The following is an 18,292-nucleotide window of genomic DNA, read 5'->3' as shown; positions in this document are numbered from 1 at the left end:
CGGTCAATGTTCTGGGAGATTAGTGGGTTCCGGGCAAGCTCTGTGGGCCGGGCTGCCCGAGCAATTTGCAGCGTCAGTCAGTTCTTGAGTTGGACGACTTCGAAGAGTTCGATCGTTGGCAACTCGATCAGCAGGTCGCTGCCCTCGTAGCGGATCTGCAACGGAGTTCCGGCTACTAGTGCCTCCGCTTTCAATTCCTTCTCGGCTCGTCCATGAAGGCGCAGAAGCCCGCCGCTGAAAGGGAAGTGCGGGCCGTAAGTGCGCCGACGCACACCAGAGTGGTTGACCAGGTGGAGCACGGTGCCCTGGTTGTTGGCACCGATGACGACTTCAATATTTTCGTGGAGGTCTGCCGTAAGTTCAGGCGCCACCGTCGTCCGCACAAGGTTTGCGAAATGGTCACGTACGTCTGTTTTTCCGAACTCGCGGTACGTTCGGCCGATCGTCCACGGGACATGAAGAACTTCCCCCTGGCCGAACTGCCCGCGAACATAGGCCGGGTCGCCACTTCCTTGGTGCCCGTAGGCCAGTTCAGGAGGGCCAAAGGGTGCACGGGGGAGCACAAACCCGGTGGAGGCGGAACCGGGCTTCCAGACGTAGCGCTGATAGCGACCAAAGACTGGCAGCAGCGGAGCCTGGTAGTGGTAGTCCGCCATTCTGGGTTGCGGTTGATCTGTGACATAAGTAGAGCGAAGTTCGGTGCCTGTAAGCGCCGGGGTGATTGCCTGCAACGCCGGGCTGCTGGACAGCTCAAGGTCGCCATCTCGGCCAAGGCCGGCAGAACCAGTGGAAATCACTTTCCCGCCGCGGCGGACAAAAGCGTCGACCGCTGATGCCGCATCGCCCATGTTGCTCAGGTCGGGCAGAATGACCAGGCTGAACCGGTTAAGTCCGCCGGTCGTTTCCATGGAAGCCAGCTCACTCACAGGGACGACGTCGAAGGGGAGGTGTGCTTCGAGTAGCGACAGGTAGAGCCCCCGGAATTCTTCGACGATTTCCCAGTAGCTACCCGCGGCCCCGGATGAAAAGTCTGGGCGAACCAAGGCGATGCTGGCAGTTGGTCGCAGTTCCCGGTACACGGAAGCGTTGTGCTGACGGAACCTCATGACGTCCCGAGCGTGGGACGTGGCCCATTCCGTAGGGAGCCGACCTGGGGCGCCGAAATAATAGGCCGACGGGTTTCCACCGCGTGCGATAGTTTGCACCACGTACTGGGCGAAGTGCTCCGGCTGCTCGGAGCCCATACGGTAGGCGGAGTCGATAAACCCGACGCAGTTCACCATGACGGCTGCCTCCGGCCGCGAGGCGACGTGGGCGCTCACAGCCTCGGCAGTAGCATGCGGCCAAAGCTCTTTCCCCGGCATGGACTTGAACGCGTTACTACCCTCGAGATACACCATAGGCGCGCCTTCGCGAAGGAGAACTCCTAGGTCCTTGCCCCGGGCTGCCACGTGGTCCGCGATCCTGGAGGTGAGCTGCTTAAGCGTGGCGGCCGTGTACCTGCTCCACTGTCCAAACGACTCGGACGTCCTGTCGATGGGTAATTCGCTTTCACCGCTGAAGAGTGCAAAACCCTTGATGCAGGCTTCACAGTGGCAAGGCCCATGCATGACCTCGTCGTAGTCGCGTACATTGAAGTTGAACCAGTTGAAAAAAACTGCGTCGACGTCATAGCGGTCGAGGACCTCGTCCAGAACGTCAAAAGTCCGTGACTGGTAATACTCTCCGGACGGGCAGGCGCTATACAGGGTGTTGTATATTTGGGGATTCCCCTCAGCAGAGCGGAAGAGCCATTCCGGATGTTCGCGTGCCAGACGTGCAGACACTTTTGACATGTCAAAGCGGGCAATAATTTTCAGCCCTCTCGCCTTGCCTGCTTTGACTGCATCTCCAAGAAGGTCCCCTGAAGGGCGGTCAACCAGCAGCGGGTTACGGGTCTGGAACGGAAGGTCTGTCGGATAAAACGACATGATCCCCCCGGCGTTCAGGAGCCAGGTGTCAGCTCCATAGTCCACGACCGCGTCGGCTGCCGCCTCCGTGTCCATGTCCGCGTCTATCTCTTGGAGATTGGTCTGCAGCACGTTGAAGGGATGGTGCCATCGACTGTCCTTGGGAAGGTCGCGGGCGTACAGGTTGAATTCTTTTTGCATCATGACCTAACTGAATGAAACGACGTGCGTGGCTTGTTAGCCGGCCGCCACTGGATTAAGGGCACTCTGCTCCTTCGCCAGGCGCAGCCGTTCTAGCCGCCTTCGCTTCTGTTCCACCGGGTCGGCAACAGGAGCGGCAAGCAACAGGGTCTTTGTGTAGGGGTGTTCCGGGGAGGAGGTGACCAGCCCTGCAGGTCCGGTCTCGACGATGTCACCTTTATAAATCACGGAGACCCGGTGGCTGACGTACCGCACCACAGCCAGGTCGTGCGAGATAAACAGGCACGCAACACCGGTGCGCTGCTGGATTTCGAGGAGAAGACGCAAAACAGTGGCCTGGGTGGACAGGTCCAGGGCCGATACCGGTTCGTCACAGATGATGAGCTTCGGTTCCGGGGCGAGGGCTCGGGCGATGGCGATTCGCTGCCGTTGTCCGCCGCTGAATTCCCGGGGCAGGCGTTCGGCGGCGTCGACCGGCAGTTCCACCTGGTTCAGGAGCCCACGTATGCGCTTGCGGGCGTCAGCACGGGTTGCACCTTGGACCACGAGGGGTTCAGTCAGAATGTCGCCAATGGTCAGCGCTGGATTCAGGGACGAGTAGGGGTCTTGGAACACCACCTGAATGTCCCTAGCCAGCGCACGTCGCCGGCTTGGACTGGCGTGGGTGATGTTTTCACCCTGGAAGGTGATGGTTCCACCAGTGGGTTTGACGAGCCCGAGCGCGGCCCGGCCGATGGTGGTCTTACCAGATCCGGATTCACCAACAAGCCCCAACACTTCACCTTGGGCGATTGACAGCGAAACACCGTGAAGCACTTCATGCATTTTTCTGCGCAGGCCGTGCCCGGGGAATGCAACCCGAAGGTCCTCCACCTGGAGTAGTGTGTCCGCGGTCATTTCTGCTCCTTGCCGGTGGCTACCAAAGGCGTGAGGTCTTCGCGCAGAGTGCTTTCGTCCAGGATGGAACTGAGAAGTTTCTGCGTGTACGGGTGCTGTGGGTTAGTGAAGACTTGCATAACGTCTCCTTCTTCTACGATGAGGCCCTCGCGCATCACGGCGATTCGGTCGCAAATGTCTGCGACCACGCCGAAGTTGTGTGTCACAAGAAGAATGGCCATTCCCATTTCCTGCTGCAGGTCGCGAAGCAGGTCCAGGATTTCGGCCTGGATGGTGACGTCCAGCGCTGTTGTTGGTTCATCGGCAATAAGCAGCCGCGGCTGGCTTGCCACGGCCCCGGCGATGAGGATCCTTTGGGCCATACCGCCGGAAATCTGGTGAGGGTAGAGGTCAAAAGTACGGCGGGTATTGGGGATGCCGACCCGTTCCATAAGCTCCAAGGCACGTTCCTTGGCAGCCGAGCGGGACATCCCGGAGGCCGTCCTGATGCCTTCAACCAGCTGGCTTCCGACGGTGAACGAAGGGTCGAGGTTGGACATGGGTTCTTGTGGGATGTAGGCGATCTCTTTGCCGCGGATCTCCCGCAGCTCCCGTTCCCGAAGACCAAGCAGTTCCCTTCCTTCAAGCAGCACCGACCCGCTCGTGATGATCGCTTCGGGAGGCAGGACACCCAGGACGGAAAAGGCAGTCTGGGTCTTTCCCGAACCCGACTCACCGACAAGCCCCAGGGTTTCTCCGGCCTTAAGCTCGAGGGAAACGCCTTTCAGTACCTGCTTGGGCTCCCCGGAAGGCGTGGGGTACTCCATTTTCAGGTCCTTTACCTGGAGCAGGTTGGTCGCGTCTCTCTTTGCCTCGCTGGCCGCCGCCCCTCGTGCAAGGACTTTGACGCTTCCCAATTTGGCTGCCTTTGGCCGGGCACCTTCAAGCGCATCGCGCAAAGAGTTCCCCAGGAGGACCAAGGAGGCAGTAATTACGCCCAGCAGCAGTGCCGGCCACAGGAACTGCAGCGGGTGAACGTAGAAGTTCAGGAACCCTGTGGCGATCATGGAGCCGAAGCTGGGGACTTCCGTGGATCCTACGCCGAGAAATGCCAGGCCAGATTGTAGGTTGATGGCCGCCCCCATGAGGAAAGCTGCCGAGATTATGACCGGCCCTCTCACTACGGGCATTACGTGTCGTCCGAGGATCCTTGCCGTCGATAACCCGGCAACCTTTGCTGCGTCAACATAAAGCTCGTTCTTCACTCCAGCGGTGACGTTGCGGACGATTCGATAGATCGACGGTGAAAGGAGGACACCGAAGATCAACATGGTGATGCGGAAATCTCCCTTGGTCAGTGGCATCAGGACGATGAGGAGAAGAAGGCCTGGGAACGTCATGATCAGGTTGAAGATCCACTCAATCGTGGTCCGGACCCGCCCGCCGAAGTAACCGCCAATAAGCCCGAAGGTCAAACCGACAAAACAGGCCACGCCGGTGCCGATGAGCGCGGAGATAGCACCGGTGTTGATGGAGTAGAGCAACCGGGAAAAGATGTCCCGTCCGCTTTGGTCTCCGCCCAGGAGGTATCCAGGTGCGCCGATCTCGGCGTTCACCGCGTTGAGTGAGGACTCGTTGGGGTGGTGTTGGGCAATAAAGGGCGCCAGCAGACCTAGCAGGATCAGTATGAGCAGCAGTGCTGTGGTGATGACAGCCTGCGGGTCCCTGACCAGCCGCCGGAAGGGTGAACGTTGTGAGCCGGCTTCAATCGTCTCCGTCTCAAGGAGGGCTACTTCGGTGCTCAAAAAAGCCTCGCTTTCGGGTTGAGCCAACCGTTGATGACGTCTGTCAGCAGGTTGACGGATACGACGAGCATGACGCTAAAGATGGTGACGCCCATGATCACCGGAATATCACCTTGCAGTGAGGAATTGAATGCGAAAGAGCCGAAACCTGGGAGCGCGAAGACGTTTTCGATGATGAGTGCGCCCCCAAACATCGAGATGAACTCCAAGGAGAGCACAACGAGGGCGGGCGCAGCCGCGTTACGCAGTGCGTGACGGTAAACGATGGATCGCGCAGGGATTCCCCGTGTACGAAGCGTCCGCACATAGTCTTTTTGAAGTTCCCCAATCATCGTGCCCCGGATCTGGGCCGACATGTTGGCGACCCCGTTGATGACCAGGACTATGACCGGAATGGTGATGGAAGCAGCCCACCGTCTTGGGTCCTCTGAGAAAGGCGTAAATCCGGTGGCCGGGAGCAGCCTTAGGTTGAGGGCAAATATCACAACCAGCCCGATCGCAATCAGAAGGTTGGGAAACAGGTTCCCAATCAGGGACGTGCCTTGGGCGATGCGGTCCACGGCTCCGGCGCGTGAAGCAGCCAATACACCAAGAAAGACGCTGACTATGACACTAAGTACCAAGGCCACCAGAACGATGGACAGCGTCACTCCAAGCCGGGATGTGACAGCTTTGCCCACCGCTTCACTGGTGAAGTAGGAGACCCCGAAGTCCCCCCTGAGAGCGGCCCAGAGCCAGTCAAAATATTGGGTGAGGACAGGGCGGTTCAGCCCTTTTTGTTCCATAAGGGCGTCCACCGCCTCGGCTGAGGAGGCAGGACCCAGAATGTTTGATGCAACTCCTGTAAAGGAAAAGCTCAATAACCAAAAGGTTATGAGCGTCACGAGGACTGCAAGGACAACTCCTGTTGCCATCCTGCGAAGAATATAGGGAATCATGGAGAACCTTAATGAGATAGAACGGGAGCCGGAGTGGCCGGCAGCCTAAATGCAACTAAGGGCAGCTGATGCAGGAGCCTGGACAGCGGTACCTGCGACTCTCCTGGGTTGGTACCTATCCGGGAGCGTTGTGACCAGGGCCCGACTCGGGGCACCCGGAGAGAATGCAGATCGGTGCGAATCTGCTCCCACCCCCTCTGCCGTGCAAGGCACGCAGCCGTGCACTCCGGGGGAATTCTGTCGGACATCGCGACCCCTTTGTCGGTTTCATTGATTTCCGCCACATGAACACTGGCGGTCAGCGGCCACACCAGCAAATTGCTGTTACCCGCATCACTTGAAGTAAAGCATGTATGGAACCCGTTGACAACCGCTTGCCGAAAAACGACTGGCGAACCATGGGAACAACTATCGCGCACTGATCCTTGTCCTCGACCGTTTCATCTACGGCGCATGGCCCAGCACTCACAAGCCCAACATCTAAGGCTGCTAAGCAAATATCTTTGTCACGTCTCACAAACGGCAACCGGTTGACAAGATGTTTTAAGGTTGTGATACTTGCGGAAGGCGGGTATCGGCGAACTCCCGATTCGTTCGCCGTAAACAAAGGAGTTTAAACATATGGATACAGGATCTGAAGCACGCGAAATCCGAAGTGTGCTCGCTACCTTGCTGTATCAGCCAGACGAGATCGAGCAGCTTCGGCAGGCCTTTGCCCCGGCGGAGTTCCTGCACCTTCATCCACGTGAGGCGGCCGACATTGAGGATGCACTCAAGCGGGTGGACGTGGCTATCCTCCAAACCGATATCGATGACCGGTATTTAGCCGCTCCACACTTGAAATGGGTGCACTGCGATCACTCGGGCCTCACACGCTCCGCCCGGCCCGAGGTCTTCGCGAAGGGCCTCATCATCACAGGATCTGCCGGCAGATCAGCGCCGGCACTTGCGCAGCATGCCTTCTACTTCGCACTAGCCTTGACCTTCGACGCCAAACGGCTTTTTGAACTTCAGGCCTCGCACGTCTGGACCCGAATCCCGGGTTATGAGAACCGGCTTGCCCTTTGGGGCAAGACGCTGGGAATCGTGGGGTTCGGAAACACTGGGCAGGAAATGGCCCGCCTTGGTAAAGCCTTCGGGATGCGCGTCATCGCTCACCGCCGCAGCGCCGGTGAGACACCGGCGAATGTGGATCTGATGCTGTCAAAAGACGCCGGTGATTCCCTGGAACCGCTGATCGAAGAATCTGATGTCATTATGCTCGCCGTGCCACTGAATGATGAGACTCACCATCTCTTCTCAACTGCGGAGTTCTCCCGCATGAAGGATCAGGCGTACATCATCAACATGGCCCGCGGCGGTGTTATAGACCAGGAAGCTCTCATCTCAGCACTGCAGACCGGGCAGATAGCAGGGGCTGGGTTGGACGTGACCGACCCCGAACCACTAACCGGGGATTCGCTGTTGTGGGATATGGACAATGTGGTCATCACTCCTCATGTCACCCCAAAACTTCCAAACCGCACGCAACGGTCCATTGACACCATCGTAGAAAACATCGACCGGTACCGCCGTGGAGAAGACATGCTGAACGCCCTAACTCCACGGGATGTCTACACGCGCCTCCAGCCCTCGGCACATACCTAATTCAAGAAATGCCTGGCAACTACAAGTCAAAGGAACTTTCATGCCAAAACTTCGCCTTTCCCGAGCCGCTGTCGGCAGCGCCGCCGTCGTGCTCGCAACAAGCCTGGTAGTCTCTGCCTGCGGGGGAGACCCAACTCCTGCAACAGAATCCGCCCCTGAAACGCTCGCGTTCGGAGTCCAGGTGGCACCGAACTCACTGGATCCCGCCCAACTGCACGACGGTCAGCAGCGGTACGTCTGGGGAGCGGTTTTCGACACCCTGATTTACAGCGACAATGAAGGTGTGCTCAAGCCCGGAGCAGCAAAGAGCTGGGAGTACTCAGCTGACGCACGATCTCTCACGCTCAAGCTGCGGGATGACATGAAGTTCAGTGACGGTGACCCAGTCACCTCCGAGGCGGTCAAAGTAAGCCTCGAACGAACCCGGACCACCGCCGGACCACAAAAGAGCAACCTTGCCGCGGTAGCTTCCATCGACGCACCGGATGAGCACACCGCCGTTATCAACCTCAGCCGCCCGGATCCCAATTTGCTTGTGGCTCTCTCATACGGGGCAGGGGCGATTGGAGATCCCGATACGATCAACGAAGCGCGGACCGCTCTGGATCCAGTCGGATCGGGTCCGTACATTCTTGACCGAACGGCGACTGTTGACGGTACCAAGTACGTGCTGAACAAGCGCGAGGACCACTGGAACGCGGCAGCATATCCGTTCAAGACGGTCACGATAAGGGCAATCCAGGACCGGACGGCACTGTTCAATTCACTGCTGACCAAAGAACTTGATGCCGGGACAGTTGATCACGGCCAAGCCAAGCAGATCGAAGCCAGCGGATTCACCATCACACCCGTTGAGGGCGTGACGACCGGCGGATTGGTGATCGCCGACCGGGCAGGCACGGTAGCGCCGCCACTGGCGGATGTCCGCGTCCGGCAGGCAATCAACCATGCCTTTGACCGCCAGAAAATGCTCGATGCACTTCTTGGTGGCAACGGCCGTTCCACGACACAAATCTTCAACAAGCTCTCCCCGGCCTACGTTGAAGAGCTGGACGATGCCTACAGCTTTGATCCGGAAAAGGCACGTAGCCTTCTGAAAGAAGCGGGCTACCCCGACGGGTTCAGCCTCACAATGCCTGCGAACATTATCGTGCAGACATACCAGGCCACTATCACGCAGTCCCTTGCCGACATTGGTATCAAGGTGGAATGGGAACCTGTGCCTGCCCAGAGTTCAGGTCAGACAACGAAATGGGGTATGTACTTCAACCTGGGCAGCACGGCCGCTCCCTCACGTACTGCTGCACTCTACTTCGACAAAAATGGGTCACAAAACCCCTTCAAGCACGAAGACCCTAAGATGAATGACCTTCTGGCAAAGCTTGGGGCTGAAACAGACACCACACGTGCCGGGGAAATTTACAAAGAGATCAACAAATACGCGACCGACAATGCCTGGTTCGCTCCGTTCTTCTCTCTGAAAACTAACTGGGCACTGAAGGAAGGGATTGAATACCGGGGTACCGGTAGCGCTATTCCTGACCTGCGCGTATTCGGAGTGTCAGGTAAGTAAGCCCACCGACCGATAATCCACGGCCGCTGGCCGGCAGACGGGCTCCCTGAGTCCTGCCTGCCGGCCAGTGCCGCTTTATGCGCACCGACTGCAGCTGTCATAAGTGGGGTGCCTTCGGCAACCCGACACTTGCACGTCATTTTGTTGATCCATATCGATAGAAAGGACCAGCCCATGAACGGCGGAGGCTTCAACGTTTCAGTTGAGCGAAAGAGAGGTGCACAACCCGCCTCGGGAACCATCGTTTTTGTTAACTCGCTGGCGACGAACGGGCGCATGTGGGACGGAGTCGTGGCCCGGCTCTCAAAAGACTTCGACGTCGTCCGCTTCGACCAGAGGGACCGGGGAGGCCCTCGCGGACACAGTCCCTTCAGCCTCGATGATCTCGTCGGTGACCTGTTCGAGGTGCTCGATGCAGAGGACGTGGAGAAAGCCCACATTGCCGGGGTGTCGTTGGGCGGACTGGTGGCATTGCGGGCGGCAGCGCTAATGCCCCAGAGAACGAAGTCCGCTGTGGCGATGTGTTGTGCTGCCCGCTTCTCCAAGGATGTGTGGGTCGAACGCGGTCAACAGGTGCGCGCCGAGGGCATTACTCCGCTGGTGCCCCAAGTGATGAACCGTTGGTTTACACCGGAGTTCCAGCAGCGGCAACCCTACGTCGTGAATCGGCACCGGCAGATGCTTGCGTCCACAGATCCCGTGGGTTACGCCTATGCCTGTGATCTTCTCGCTGAAGCAGACGTGAGAGACGACCTCCCCGATATCAAGGTGCCCGTGCTGGTTATCAGTGGCGAGGCAGATTCAGCTAACCCGGTCGAAGACCAAAACCTCATCGCCCGAGGAATACCCTCTGCCAGACATGAAGTTCTAAAAGAAACGGCTCACCTAGCACCCGTTGCTGAACCGCAGCTGGTTGCCGACCTTGTTTCGGACCACGCCAAACTGAACAACTGAGGATATCGGCAGGACGAAAGCGCTGATCAGAGGTCGCCTCGCGAATGCACCACTGCGCCACGCAAGGGATAGCCTGTAGAAACCTCCATTCAGGTTTCGCACGGTGACCCTGTCGGAAGCCAGGCAAGGTGCTAATCCTCACCTGCAGGGACAAGTCGTTGACGTAGGGCGAGGCATGGAGTTGTTCTGGGTTGTTTTCCAGGATTGAACACGCAGCATAGTGGGCCTCTCTGAATCCGAAGTGTACTTCGCAGCTTGGGCCGGCAGGGCCGTCCCAAAAACGTAGCAACCTCGTCTTGTTGCCGTTCGCCTCACCGCTCCAGGACGTTCGTGCAGTTATACGCCCCAAACGTTCGACCTTCTTTGTGCAAAGGAACAAGCCATGACTGTAGATACTTCCCGACGGCGGACAGGCTCTCCCAAAGGTGGTGCTTCCAAGGGGCAGGGCAGGATTGTTGTGGTGCTTGCCTTCGCCGGCATCGTCGTCTCCTTGATGCATTCCCTGGTAATTCCTTTGCTTCCGCTACTGCCGGAGTTCCTGTCAGCGTCCGCAGGTGATACCACCTGGGCAGTCACTACAACTTTGCTTGCCGGTGCTGTTGCCACCCCCACCGTAGGTCGCCTGGGGGACATGTACGGCAAGCGACGCATGCTACTTATCAGCCTGGCCTTACTTGTCGTCGGATCAGTGGTGGGTGCGTTCAGTTTCAGCTTGGCGCCATTGATCGTCGGGCGGACCCTGCAGGGGCTCGCCGCAGGCGTGATCCCCCTGGGCATCAGCATCATGCGTGACGAGCTCCCACCCGCTAAATTAGGCGGCGCAACAGCGACAATGAGCGCCTCACTTGGAGTCGGCGGTGCTCTTGGTCTTCCGCTAGCGGCAGTAATTGCAGAGAATCTGGACTGGCATACCTTGTTCTGGGTGGCGGCTGGACTCGGCCTGGTGGCCTTCGTCCTCATCGCTTGGCTGGTGCCAGAGTCCCAGGTTAAGTCGGGGGGGCGTTTTGACGCCGTCGGAGCTGTGTCCATGTCGGCTGGTCTGGTGATGCTGCTGCTTGTAGTTTCCAAAGGCGGAACCTGGGGCTGGACTTCGGCGTTGACGCTGGGATTGACCGGGGGATCCGTGATCCTCTTTACCGGCTGGACTTTCTGGGAGCTACGCGTCGCCCGGCCACTCGTTGACCTGCGGACTATCGGGCGCCGTCAGGTGCTTCTGACTAACATGGCATCCCTAATCTTCGCCTTCTCCATGCTCTCCATGTCCCTCAGCCTGCCCCAAATTTTACAGTTGCCGGCGGAAACCGGTTATGGGTTGGGACAATCGATGTTGGTCGTGGGTCTGGTCATGGCTCCCTCGGGTCTGGTGATGATGGCTGTAGCGCCCATGTCTGCATGGCTCTCGGCAGCATGGGGGCCGAAGTGGTCCCTTATGGCCGGAGCGGTCCTCGTTACTGCTGGATATACGATCGGGTTTTTTGCCATGGAAGCAGTCTGGCAATTAGTGGCCGTCTCGGGCATTGTCGGTGCCGGCATTGGCCTCGCGTACGGCGCGATGCCGGCACTGGTGATGGGCGCAGTCCCGCCCTCAGAGTCCGCCTCTGCCAACGGACTCAACTCCCTGATGCGCTCCGTGGGCACGTCCCTGTCGGCCGCCGTCGCGGGGCTGGTATTCGCTCACATGAGCACCAGTTTGGCAGGAACTCCCATTCCCTCACGGGCAGCCTTTCAAATGATGATGGGGATCGGAGCAGCGGCCGCGCTTGCAGCCTTGGTCATTGCGGTGTTTCTGCCCCGTTATCGGCTTTCTGACCAGCGCATTCCTGACTGACACACGGGGGCGGGGCCGCCTGGATGAGTCTGCCCCCGCCCCGCACACGAGGACTCCAATGAGCAGCGCATCGGCGGCGTATTTCTTTCCTTACGGGGCGGTCTCGTTTGTCCCAATTGGCCCATGGAGCCGCCCCAGAGATGTGACAGCACTGCAGTCACGCCGATCCAGGACTGCTCTTCTCTTCGCTTCACACCCATCCAGGAATTCTTTTCGCTTCTACACGGCAAAGGGTTCCGCTACCGGTAGCGGAACCCTTTGCGTCACTGCTGAATTACTGCTGGGTGGGCTTGCTGTTGCCGGTCACGGTCCACCGGTTGCGAAGAAAGAATGCGGCACCCTTCGGCCGGCGGTCACGGGTGAAAATGCCCTTTTTGTTTCCGTCCACCCGGTGCACACCCGGCGTCGTCCGAAAGTCGGCGAAATTCCAGACGTGCTCGCCGACAAAGGCGGGAAATTTGTCAAACACCCGGTGATTCATCTCCAGGTAGGCGATCTGGTATTCCTCTGACCACGGGACGTCGTTCAGCGAGTGAAGGCCTGCCAGCGTGTCAGCACCGTATTCCGTCATCATGACCGGCTTGTCGAATTTGCCGACCCAGTCGCGGATATCGGCTTCGAGCTTCACCTGTGCTGAGGCAAGGTCGCCGTTATCGATATACCAACCGAAGTACCGGTTGATCCCGATGACATCAAATAGCGTCGCGATCTGGTCGTTTTGCGCGTTGGCAAGCAACCAGGCGGTGTAAGTGATCGGGCGGCTGGGATCCAGTTTTCGGGCCAGTTCCGCAAGCGGCGCAAAGTACTCGTAGGCGCCGTCTTCCTGGCTGGCTGGTTCATTGGCGATGCACCACATCACGACGCTTGGGTGGTTCTTGTCCCGGCCAATCAGTTCACGAAGGTGCTGTGCGTGGGTCTCCTGCATCTCATCGCCCAGCGTATCCGGCGAGAACGTGGGTGGCGGGTTTCTGGCAGACATCCCTCCCGATACACCGAGGTTGAATCCGACAGCGGCAGTCTCACCAATCACCACAATGCCGTGTCTGTCGGCGTAGTCCAGGACTTCTTCTGCATAAGGATAGTGGGACGTCCGGAAGGAATTGGCTCCGATCCACTTCATCAGTTCGAAGTCGTGGACAAGGTACGCGTTGTCGTGCCCTTTGCCGCGAACCGGAGTGTCTTCATGCTTGCCGAACCCCGTGAAATAGAAGGGCTTGCCGTTGATGAGAAACTCGTTTTTCGTCACTTCGACAGTGCGGACCCCCACGGTTTGGGTGTACGAGTCGATGAGTTCCCCACTCGCGTACAGCGACACTTCCAAGTTGTACAGATACGCCGCTCCAGGCTGCCACAGCTTTACATCCTCGACGCGAAGGACGCCCTCGGCACCGCTCCCGCGCACGACTTCCGCACCCGCCTCGTCCCGAAGGACCACCTGCACCTCAGCGGATCCTGTGGTCGCCACGGAATACCCGATCGTCCCGACGGTACCTTCGACGCCGGTTGCCACAATGATGTCCTCGACGCGCGTCTCCGGCACACCTGCGAGCCAGACCGAGCGCGCGAGACCCGCGTAGTTGAAGAAGTCGTGATGGTAGCTCTGCCGCCGCTGCCCCGAATCCACGACGTTGACGTGCCCCGGCGGAATCGTGTGAATGGAAAGCTCGTTGTCCACACCTACCGTCAACCGGAAGGACTTCCCGGGCTGAACGTGCTCGGTTATATCCGCCTCGAATGGAGTGTAGCCACCGACATGCTCCACTACGAGCACGTCATTGACATATACCTTCCCGTGGTGCGTCGCCGCATCGAAGCGGATAATGGTGCGTTTGTCATCCCATCCCCGTGGTACGAACACGACACGCTGATACCATACCCAGCCGACGTGGTCCCGGACGCTCGCGTCCAGAAAAAGATCGTTGTAACTGGCCGGTACTGCTACGTCGAGTGAACCGGAAAGCGGGGCAGACCACGGTTCCGGGAGACCGGACTGGGACTTGTCCAAGGCGAAGCGCCAAATTCCGTCCAGGTTGACTAGGTCGCGGCTTTCTGAAGCCTGAGGTCTCAGCATTGGTGATTTCCTGACTCTAACTGGTTGTAGTCTTTCGCTTGGTCTGAAAGGCAAGCGGTTGCCAAGAGCCTACCCCGTCTGTGCTGGTATGGCGAGAAATTTTTCGTCACTGACGCCTGTAGAGGCTTCAATCTTGCGCGCGCTATTCGTCATCAATGGCTTGGAACAGCCCACGCCACCCGCGAAACGTGGTTAGCACTGCGCGAAACTAGCACTGCACGCGAAAAGTGCCTGGCAACCGCTCGCGACAGTCACCGGCAACAGGTCAGCCTAGGAGTTTTCCGGTGGATCCCCGGACCACCAGCTCTGTGTCGATGTAGCGGGTCGAGGGCACGTCTCCGTGCCCCTTGAGAAACGTAAGTAAGAGACTGGCTGCCTCCACGCCGCAGGTTTCCATCGGTGCACGGACGGTGGTCAGTCCGGGAGTCGTGAAGTCGGCACCGAAGATGTCGTCGAAGCCAACGATGCTAATTTGGTCCGGAACTACGTAGGCTGCTGCTTGGAGCTCCTGCATGAGTCCTATGGCGAGAAGGTCGTTGTAAGCGACGACGGCGGAGGATCCAAGGCTGACGATGGTGCGGGCAATTGCCCGGCCCCCTTTTATTGTGGGACTCTCAGATTGCAACTTCACCGGTTCTATGCGGGACCATTCGCATGCCTTTTGGACGGCCAGCCATCGCCGGCTGGACATCCAGGACGCCTCCGGACCGGCAATGAAGGTTATCTTTCTGTGGCCGTGGACAGCGAGATGGCGAATCGCTTCGCCCACTCCCATGGCAACATCTGGCACGACGCACGTGATGCCCTCGACGTCACGGTTCACGACTACTACAGGTTTTGCATCGGCCAGTTCCCGGATGTGGTCGTCGTCCATGCGTGGGCTGGCGAGGATCAGGCCGTCCACGCTGGCCATCATGCGTTGTGCAGCGGAAAGTTCCTTCTCTGGCGATTCGGCCGATTCAGCAAGGATTACCGAGTAATCATGGTCCGCGGCGGTAAATTCCGCGCCGCGGATAGTCCCAAAAAAGGTGGGGTTTGCAATATCGGCGACGATGAGGCCGATGGTGCTGGTTCTTCCAGTGGGAAGCGCCCTGGCGAAGGGATTGACTTGGTAGTTCAGCTCCGCCGCGGCATCCTCGATGAGCTTACGGGTTTTCACACTTACCCTTCCGGGCTTGCTGAGAGCCCTGGACACCGTAGAAGGGTTCACGCCTGCCAATTTCGCGATGTCATAGATCGTGGCGTTTGTCTTGGCCGCCCTGCCCTCGGCCATGCCGGCGGAGGTCTTCTCGTCGGCTCGTGGGGGTAAAAGTTCAGTCACCTGCTCATGATATCCGGAGAGGGACTCAAAAGCTCATTCGGTTGCCATCTTTCCTGTTTTCTCCGCTGTCCTCCCTCCTCTAAAACCGGAGCGTAGGCGTATCACCCCCGGATTTCTTGCCACCATAAACGGTCACCGCTCCGATTCCGCCATGGCAACCGGTTGACAAGAATCGAAGTTTTGGCCACCATGGAGGCATGTCTCAGTCCTTAGTTCACCCGGACCGCCTTCTGCCTGCGGATCCCCGGATGCGTCGAATCGCAACGTTCCTGTTGGATTCGGTGAAGAACCTTCCCATCCTTTCGCCCCATGGTCATGTCGATGCGGCCGTGATCGCGGAGAACTCCGCTTTTCCTGACCCGGCTGCGTTGCTGGTGAGCCCGGACCATTACGTCGTTCGCCTGATCCATGCCAGTGGCGTGCCGCTGTCCCGGCTGACTCCGGCGGCTGGTGGATCGTCGGGACCGGACAGCAGGTCGATTTGGCGCGAGTTTTGCCGGGCATGGCCACTCTTCGATGGAACAGCTTCAGGCCATTGGCTTCGTGACCAGTTCCAGTTCGTCTTCGGACTTAGTGAGATGCCGAGCGCCGAATCGGCGGACAGGATTTACGACGAGCTGTCGGCAAAGCTTCAGGAAGAGGATTTCCGTCCCCGTCAACTTTTCAAGGATTTCAACATTGAAGTGTTGGCAACGACAGATGACCCGTGCGACGACCTGAGCAGCCACAAAGCCCTCGCCGAGGACCCAACATTCCATGGGCGGGTTCTGCCCACCTTCCGGCCCGACGCTTATATGAACATTGCCCATCCACGGTGGAGGGAAAATGTAGATCGGCTCACCGCGGCTGCAGGGGAAGGGGACACCGGCTACAAGAGCTATATTCGTGCCCTGGAAAGCCGAAGACGCTACTTCATTGACAACGGCGCGGTCTCGGCAGACCACGGAGTAAGAACTCCTGCAACTTTAAAGCTGAGTGAGCCTGAGGCTGCACGACTGTTTGAGCTTGCGCGGACCGGAACCTTCAGCGACGCGGAGCGTGACGCTTTCGAAGCGCACATGCTGTACCAGATGGGCCGCATGTCTGTAGAGGACGGGCTGGTAATGACGATCCATCCCGGCTCCTTCAGGAACCACCACCAAGCAAGCTTCGATGCCTTCGGCCCCGACACTGGTCACGATATTCCTTTTGCGATCAATTACACCGAGTCCGTCCGCCCACTCCTGCAGGATTTCGGCACGGCCAAGGACTTCCACCTGGTTCTCTTCACCTTGGACGAGACCGTTTTCTCACGGGAACTTGCCCCGCTGGCCGGTTTTTATCCATCGGTCTATCTTGGTGCCCCGTGGTGGTTCCTCGACGCTCCCGATGCAATGCTGCGCTTCAGGTCAGCTGTTACAGAAACAGCGGGATTCTCCCGCTTTTCCGGCTTTGTCGACGACACGAGGGCGTTCTGCTCGATACCGGCGCGCCACGAAGCGTCCCGGCGGGTAGAGGCTTCGTTTCTGGCCCGGATGGTGGCCGAACACCGAATCAGTGAGGAACGTGCATACGAAATAATGATCGACACCGTAGACACTTCACCAAGACGTGTGTTCAAGCTATGAGCGCTGCAAGTCCCGAAAGTTCAACAACAGCAGCGGACCGTCCGATGCCGCTGCTCAGCCGCCGCCTGAAAAGCGCTGCAGCCCCGGCTCCCGTGCGAATCGTCCATCTGGGACTTGGAGCATTCCACCGCTCCCACCAGGCCTGGTACACCCAGCACGCAGGTGACGCATCGGAATGGGGAATAGCGTCATTCAGTGGTCGCCGGCCGCATGCTGCGGAAACCTTGGCCGTCCAGGACGGACTGTTCACGCTTGTTCGACGGTCGGGCAACGGTGACGACTTCGAACTTGTGGCAAGCATTGTGGAAGCTGTGGACGGGGCCAATTTGCAACGGCTCAAGGAACTGGTCGCGGCACCGGAAACCGCCATCGTCACCCTCACTATCACCGAGGCAGCCTATGCCTTGGGCGAGTCGAACGGCAGCGGCCTGGAGGCTTCAACTCCGCTGGGTCGTCTTGTCCTGGCACTCGCCGCACGCAGGGACGCCGGTGCCGGACCCATCGCCGTCGTCAGCTGTGACAACCTTGCCCGCAATGGGCAGGTGACGCGGAACGCTGTCCTGGCCCTGGCCGCGTGGCCGGCAGGGCAGCCTGGTTCTTTCGCGGGTTTGGCAGACTGGATCGACGCTAACGTCAGCTTTGTCAGCACGTCCGTAGACCGGATTACTCCCAGGACCACGACGGCGGACCTTCATTTGGTCGCCGAAACCTGCGGCTACCGGGACGCGGCACCAGTGGTCACCGAACCATTCCACAACTGGGTCCTCAGTGGCACTTTTCCTGCCGGCCGCCCACAGTGGGAAAATGCTGGCGCCGTCTTCGTCGATGACATTGAACCGTACGAGAACCGCAAGCTGTGGTTGCTTAATGGCGCGCACTCCATCCTGGCGTACTCGGGACAAGTCAGGGGTCATCAAACCGTGGCCGAAGCCCTTTCCGACGGCACATGCCGGGAGGCCGTTCAGGAATTCTGGGACGAGGCAGCCAGGCATCTGCCGGCAGACCTTATGATTCCGGAATATCGTGCCGCCCTGCTGGAGCGTTTTGGAAACAGCAGGATCGCGCACAACCTAGCGCAGATTGCCATGGACGGGACCACAAAGCTTCGGATGCGCGCTTTGCCTGTCCTGGAAGCAGAACGTGCTGCCGGACGACGGGGTGACGGGGCTGCCCGCATGATTGCAGTATGGATCGCCTATTTATCAGTGGTAGCCGAGTTCCACGACCAGCACGCCCCCGAGATCAGGGCCGCCCTGGCCCTGGAGGGCCGCCACCGCACGGCGGCGCTCCTGGCGCTGCTTAAGCCTGGACTCGCCGATGAGGAAGTTCTTGTTTCTCAAATAACCAGCCTTCAAGCAGCCTTCATGGCTGCCTCCTCCACCGCCGATTTTTCCGCCTTCGATAAAGCGGCCCCTTGAGTCAGTTTTTGAAAGGATTTGCAGTGAAAATTATTGCCGCTGATGTCTTCGTGACGAGTCCGTCGCGGAATTTTGTGACGCTCCGGATCACTACCGAGGATGGT

At 58.9% G+C, this 18,292-nt stretch carries 12 protein-coding genes; 6 read left to right on the top strand and 6 right to left on the bottom strand.

The genetic code is table 11. The features are described 5' to 3' along the window. Positions 1 to 77: 77 nt before the first annotated feature. The 4 genes from AC50X5_RS10745 to AC50X5_RS10730 are packed head-to-tail and all read right to left on the bottom strand — an operon-like array spanning position 78 to position 5,769. Positions 78 to 2,153, bottom strand: coding sequence for an alpha-amylase family protein (locus AC50X5_RS10745; RefSeq protein ID WP_494976105.1), 2,076 nt, complete (start codon positions 2,151 to 2,153; stop codon positions 78 to 80). A gap of 33 nt (positions 2,154 to 2,186) precedes the next feature. Beyond that, a complete protein-coding gene (locus AC50X5_RS10740; protein WP_494976104.1) occupies positions 2,187 to 3,047 on the bottom strand; it encodes an ATP-binding cassette domain-containing protein in 861 nt (286 codons plus the stop codon). Continuing rightward, positions 3,044 to 4,831 (bottom strand): dipeptide/oligopeptide/nickel ABC transporter permease/ATP-binding protein, encoded by a 1,788-nt coding sequence (locus AC50X5_RS10735; RefSeq protein WP_494976103.1) that lies wholly within the window; start codon positions 4,829 to 4,831, stop codon positions 3,044 to 3,046. The genes AC50X5_RS10740 and AC50X5_RS10735 overlap by 4 nt, the downstream gene beginning before the upstream one ends. Next, positions 4,828 to 5,769 (bottom strand): ABC transporter permease, encoded by a 942-nt coding sequence (locus AC50X5_RS10730; protein WP_494976102.1) that lies wholly within the window; start codon positions 5,767 to 5,769, stop codon positions 4,828 to 4,830. Before AC50X5_RS10730 ends, AC50X5_RS10735 begins: the two co-directional genes overlap by 4 nt. A gap of 621 nt (positions 5,770 to 6,390) precedes the next feature. Here AC50X5_RS10730 and AC50X5_RS10725 point away from each other — a divergent pair. The 4 genes from AC50X5_RS10725 (at position 6,391) to AC50X5_RS10710 (ending at position 11,771) form a co-directional block, all read left to right on the top strand. Next, a complete protein-coding gene (locus AC50X5_RS10725; RefSeq protein WP_494976101.1) occupies positions 6,391 to 7,416 on the top strand; it encodes a D-2-hydroxyacid dehydrogenase in 1,026 nt (341 codons plus the stop codon). After that, entirely contained in the window at positions 7,379 to 8,989 is a 1,611-nt protein-coding gene (locus AC50X5_RS10720) for an ABC transporter substrate-binding protein (RefSeq protein WP_494976100.1), read from the top strand. The genes AC50X5_RS10725 and AC50X5_RS10720 overlap by 38 nt, the downstream gene beginning before the upstream one ends. A 174-nt stretch (positions 8,990 to 9,163) precedes the next feature. Further along, positions 9,164 to 9,943 (top strand): alpha/beta fold hydrolase, encoded by a 780-nt coding sequence (locus AC50X5_RS10715; protein ID WP_494976099.1) that lies wholly within the window; start codon positions 9,164 to 9,166, stop codon positions 9,941 to 9,943. Between the two features lie 382 nt (positions 9,944 to 10,325). Continuing rightward, a complete protein-coding gene (locus tag AC50X5_RS10710; RefSeq protein WP_494976098.1) occupies positions 10,326 to 11,771 on the top strand; it encodes an MFS transporter in 1,446 nt (481 codons plus the stop codon). A gap of 274 nt (positions 11,772 to 12,045) precedes the next feature. Here AC50X5_RS10710 and uidA read toward each other — a convergent pair whose 3' ends face one another. Continuing rightward, a complete protein-coding gene (uidA, locus tag AC50X5_RS10705; protein WP_494976097.1) occupies positions 12,046 to 13,842 on the bottom strand; it encodes a beta-glucuronidase in 1,797 nt (598 codons plus the stop codon). Between the two features lie 265 nt (positions 13,843 to 14,107). After that, the gene (locus AC50X5_RS10700; protein WP_494976096.1) at positions 14,108 to 15,163 is read right to left on the bottom strand and encodes a LacI family DNA-binding transcriptional regulator; all 1,056 of its coding nucleotides are present in this window, start codon (positions 15,161 to 15,163) and stop codon (positions 14,108 to 14,110) included. A gap of 197 nt (positions 15,164 to 15,360) precedes the next feature. Between AC50X5_RS10700 and uxaC the strand changes: the two genes are divergently transcribed. Next, the gene (gene uxaC / locus AC50X5_RS10695; RefSeq protein WP_494976095.1) at positions 15,361 to 16,770 is read left to right on the top strand and encodes a glucuronate isomerase; all 1,410 of its coding nucleotides are present in this window, start codon (positions 15,361 to 15,363) and stop codon (positions 16,768 to 16,770) included. Further along, positions 16,767 to 18,188 (top strand): mannitol dehydrogenase family protein, encoded by a 1,422-nt coding sequence (locus tag AC50X5_RS10690; RefSeq protein WP_494976094.1) that lies wholly within the window; start codon positions 16,767 to 16,769, stop codon positions 18,186 to 18,188. The genes uxaC and AC50X5_RS10690 overlap by 4 nt, the downstream gene beginning before the upstream one ends. Positions 18,189 to 18,292: the final 104 nt, after the last annotated feature.

The organism is Pseudarthrobacter sp. MDT1-40-2, assembly GCF_059383595.1.
The sequence above is the reverse complement of the archived record's forward strand: the minus strand, read 5'-3'. Positions and strand labels throughout refer to the sequence as shown.

Bases quoted from the DNA above. Each gene is read 5' to 3' on its own strand.
- AC50X5_RS10745 (WP_494976105.1), bottom strand. From the start codon at position 2,153: ATGATGCAAAAAGAATTCAACCTGTACGCCCGCGACCTTCCCAAGGAC.
- AC50X5_RS10710 (WP_494976098.1), top strand. From the start codon at position 10,326: ATGACTGTAGATACTTCCCGACGGCGGACAGGCTCTCCCAAAGGTGGT.
- AC50X5_RS10730 (WP_494976102.1), bottom strand. From the start codon at position 5,769: ATGATTCCCTATATTCTTCGCAGGATGGCAACAGGAGTTGTCCTTGCA.
- AC50X5_RS10725 (WP_494976101.1), top strand. From the start codon at position 6,391: ATGGATACAGGATCTGAAGCACGCGAAATCCGAAGTGTGCTCGCTACC.
- AC50X5_RS10690 (WP_494976094.1), top strand. From the start codon at position 16,767: ATGAGCGCTGCAAGTCCCGAAAGTTCAACAACAGCAGCGGACCGTCCG.
- uidA (WP_494976097.1), bottom strand. From the start codon at position 13,842: ATGCTGAGACCTCAGGCTTCAGAAAGCCGCGACCTAGTCAACCTGGAC.
- uxaC (WP_494976095.1), top strand. From the start codon at position 15,361: ATGTCTCAGTCCTTAGTTCACCCGGACCGCCTTCTGCCTGCGGATCCC.
- AC50X5_RS10740 (WP_494976104.1), bottom strand. From the start codon at position 3,047: ATGACCGCGGACACACTACTCCAGGTGGAGGACCTTCGGGTTGCATTC.
- AC50X5_RS10715 (WP_494976099.1), top strand. From the start codon at position 9,164: ATGAACGGCGGAGGCTTCAACGTTTCAGTTGAGCGAAAGAGAGGTGCA.
- AC50X5_RS10720 (WP_494976100.1), top strand. From the start codon at position 7,379: ATGTCTACACGCGCCTCCAGCCCTCGGCACATACCTAATTCAAGAAAT.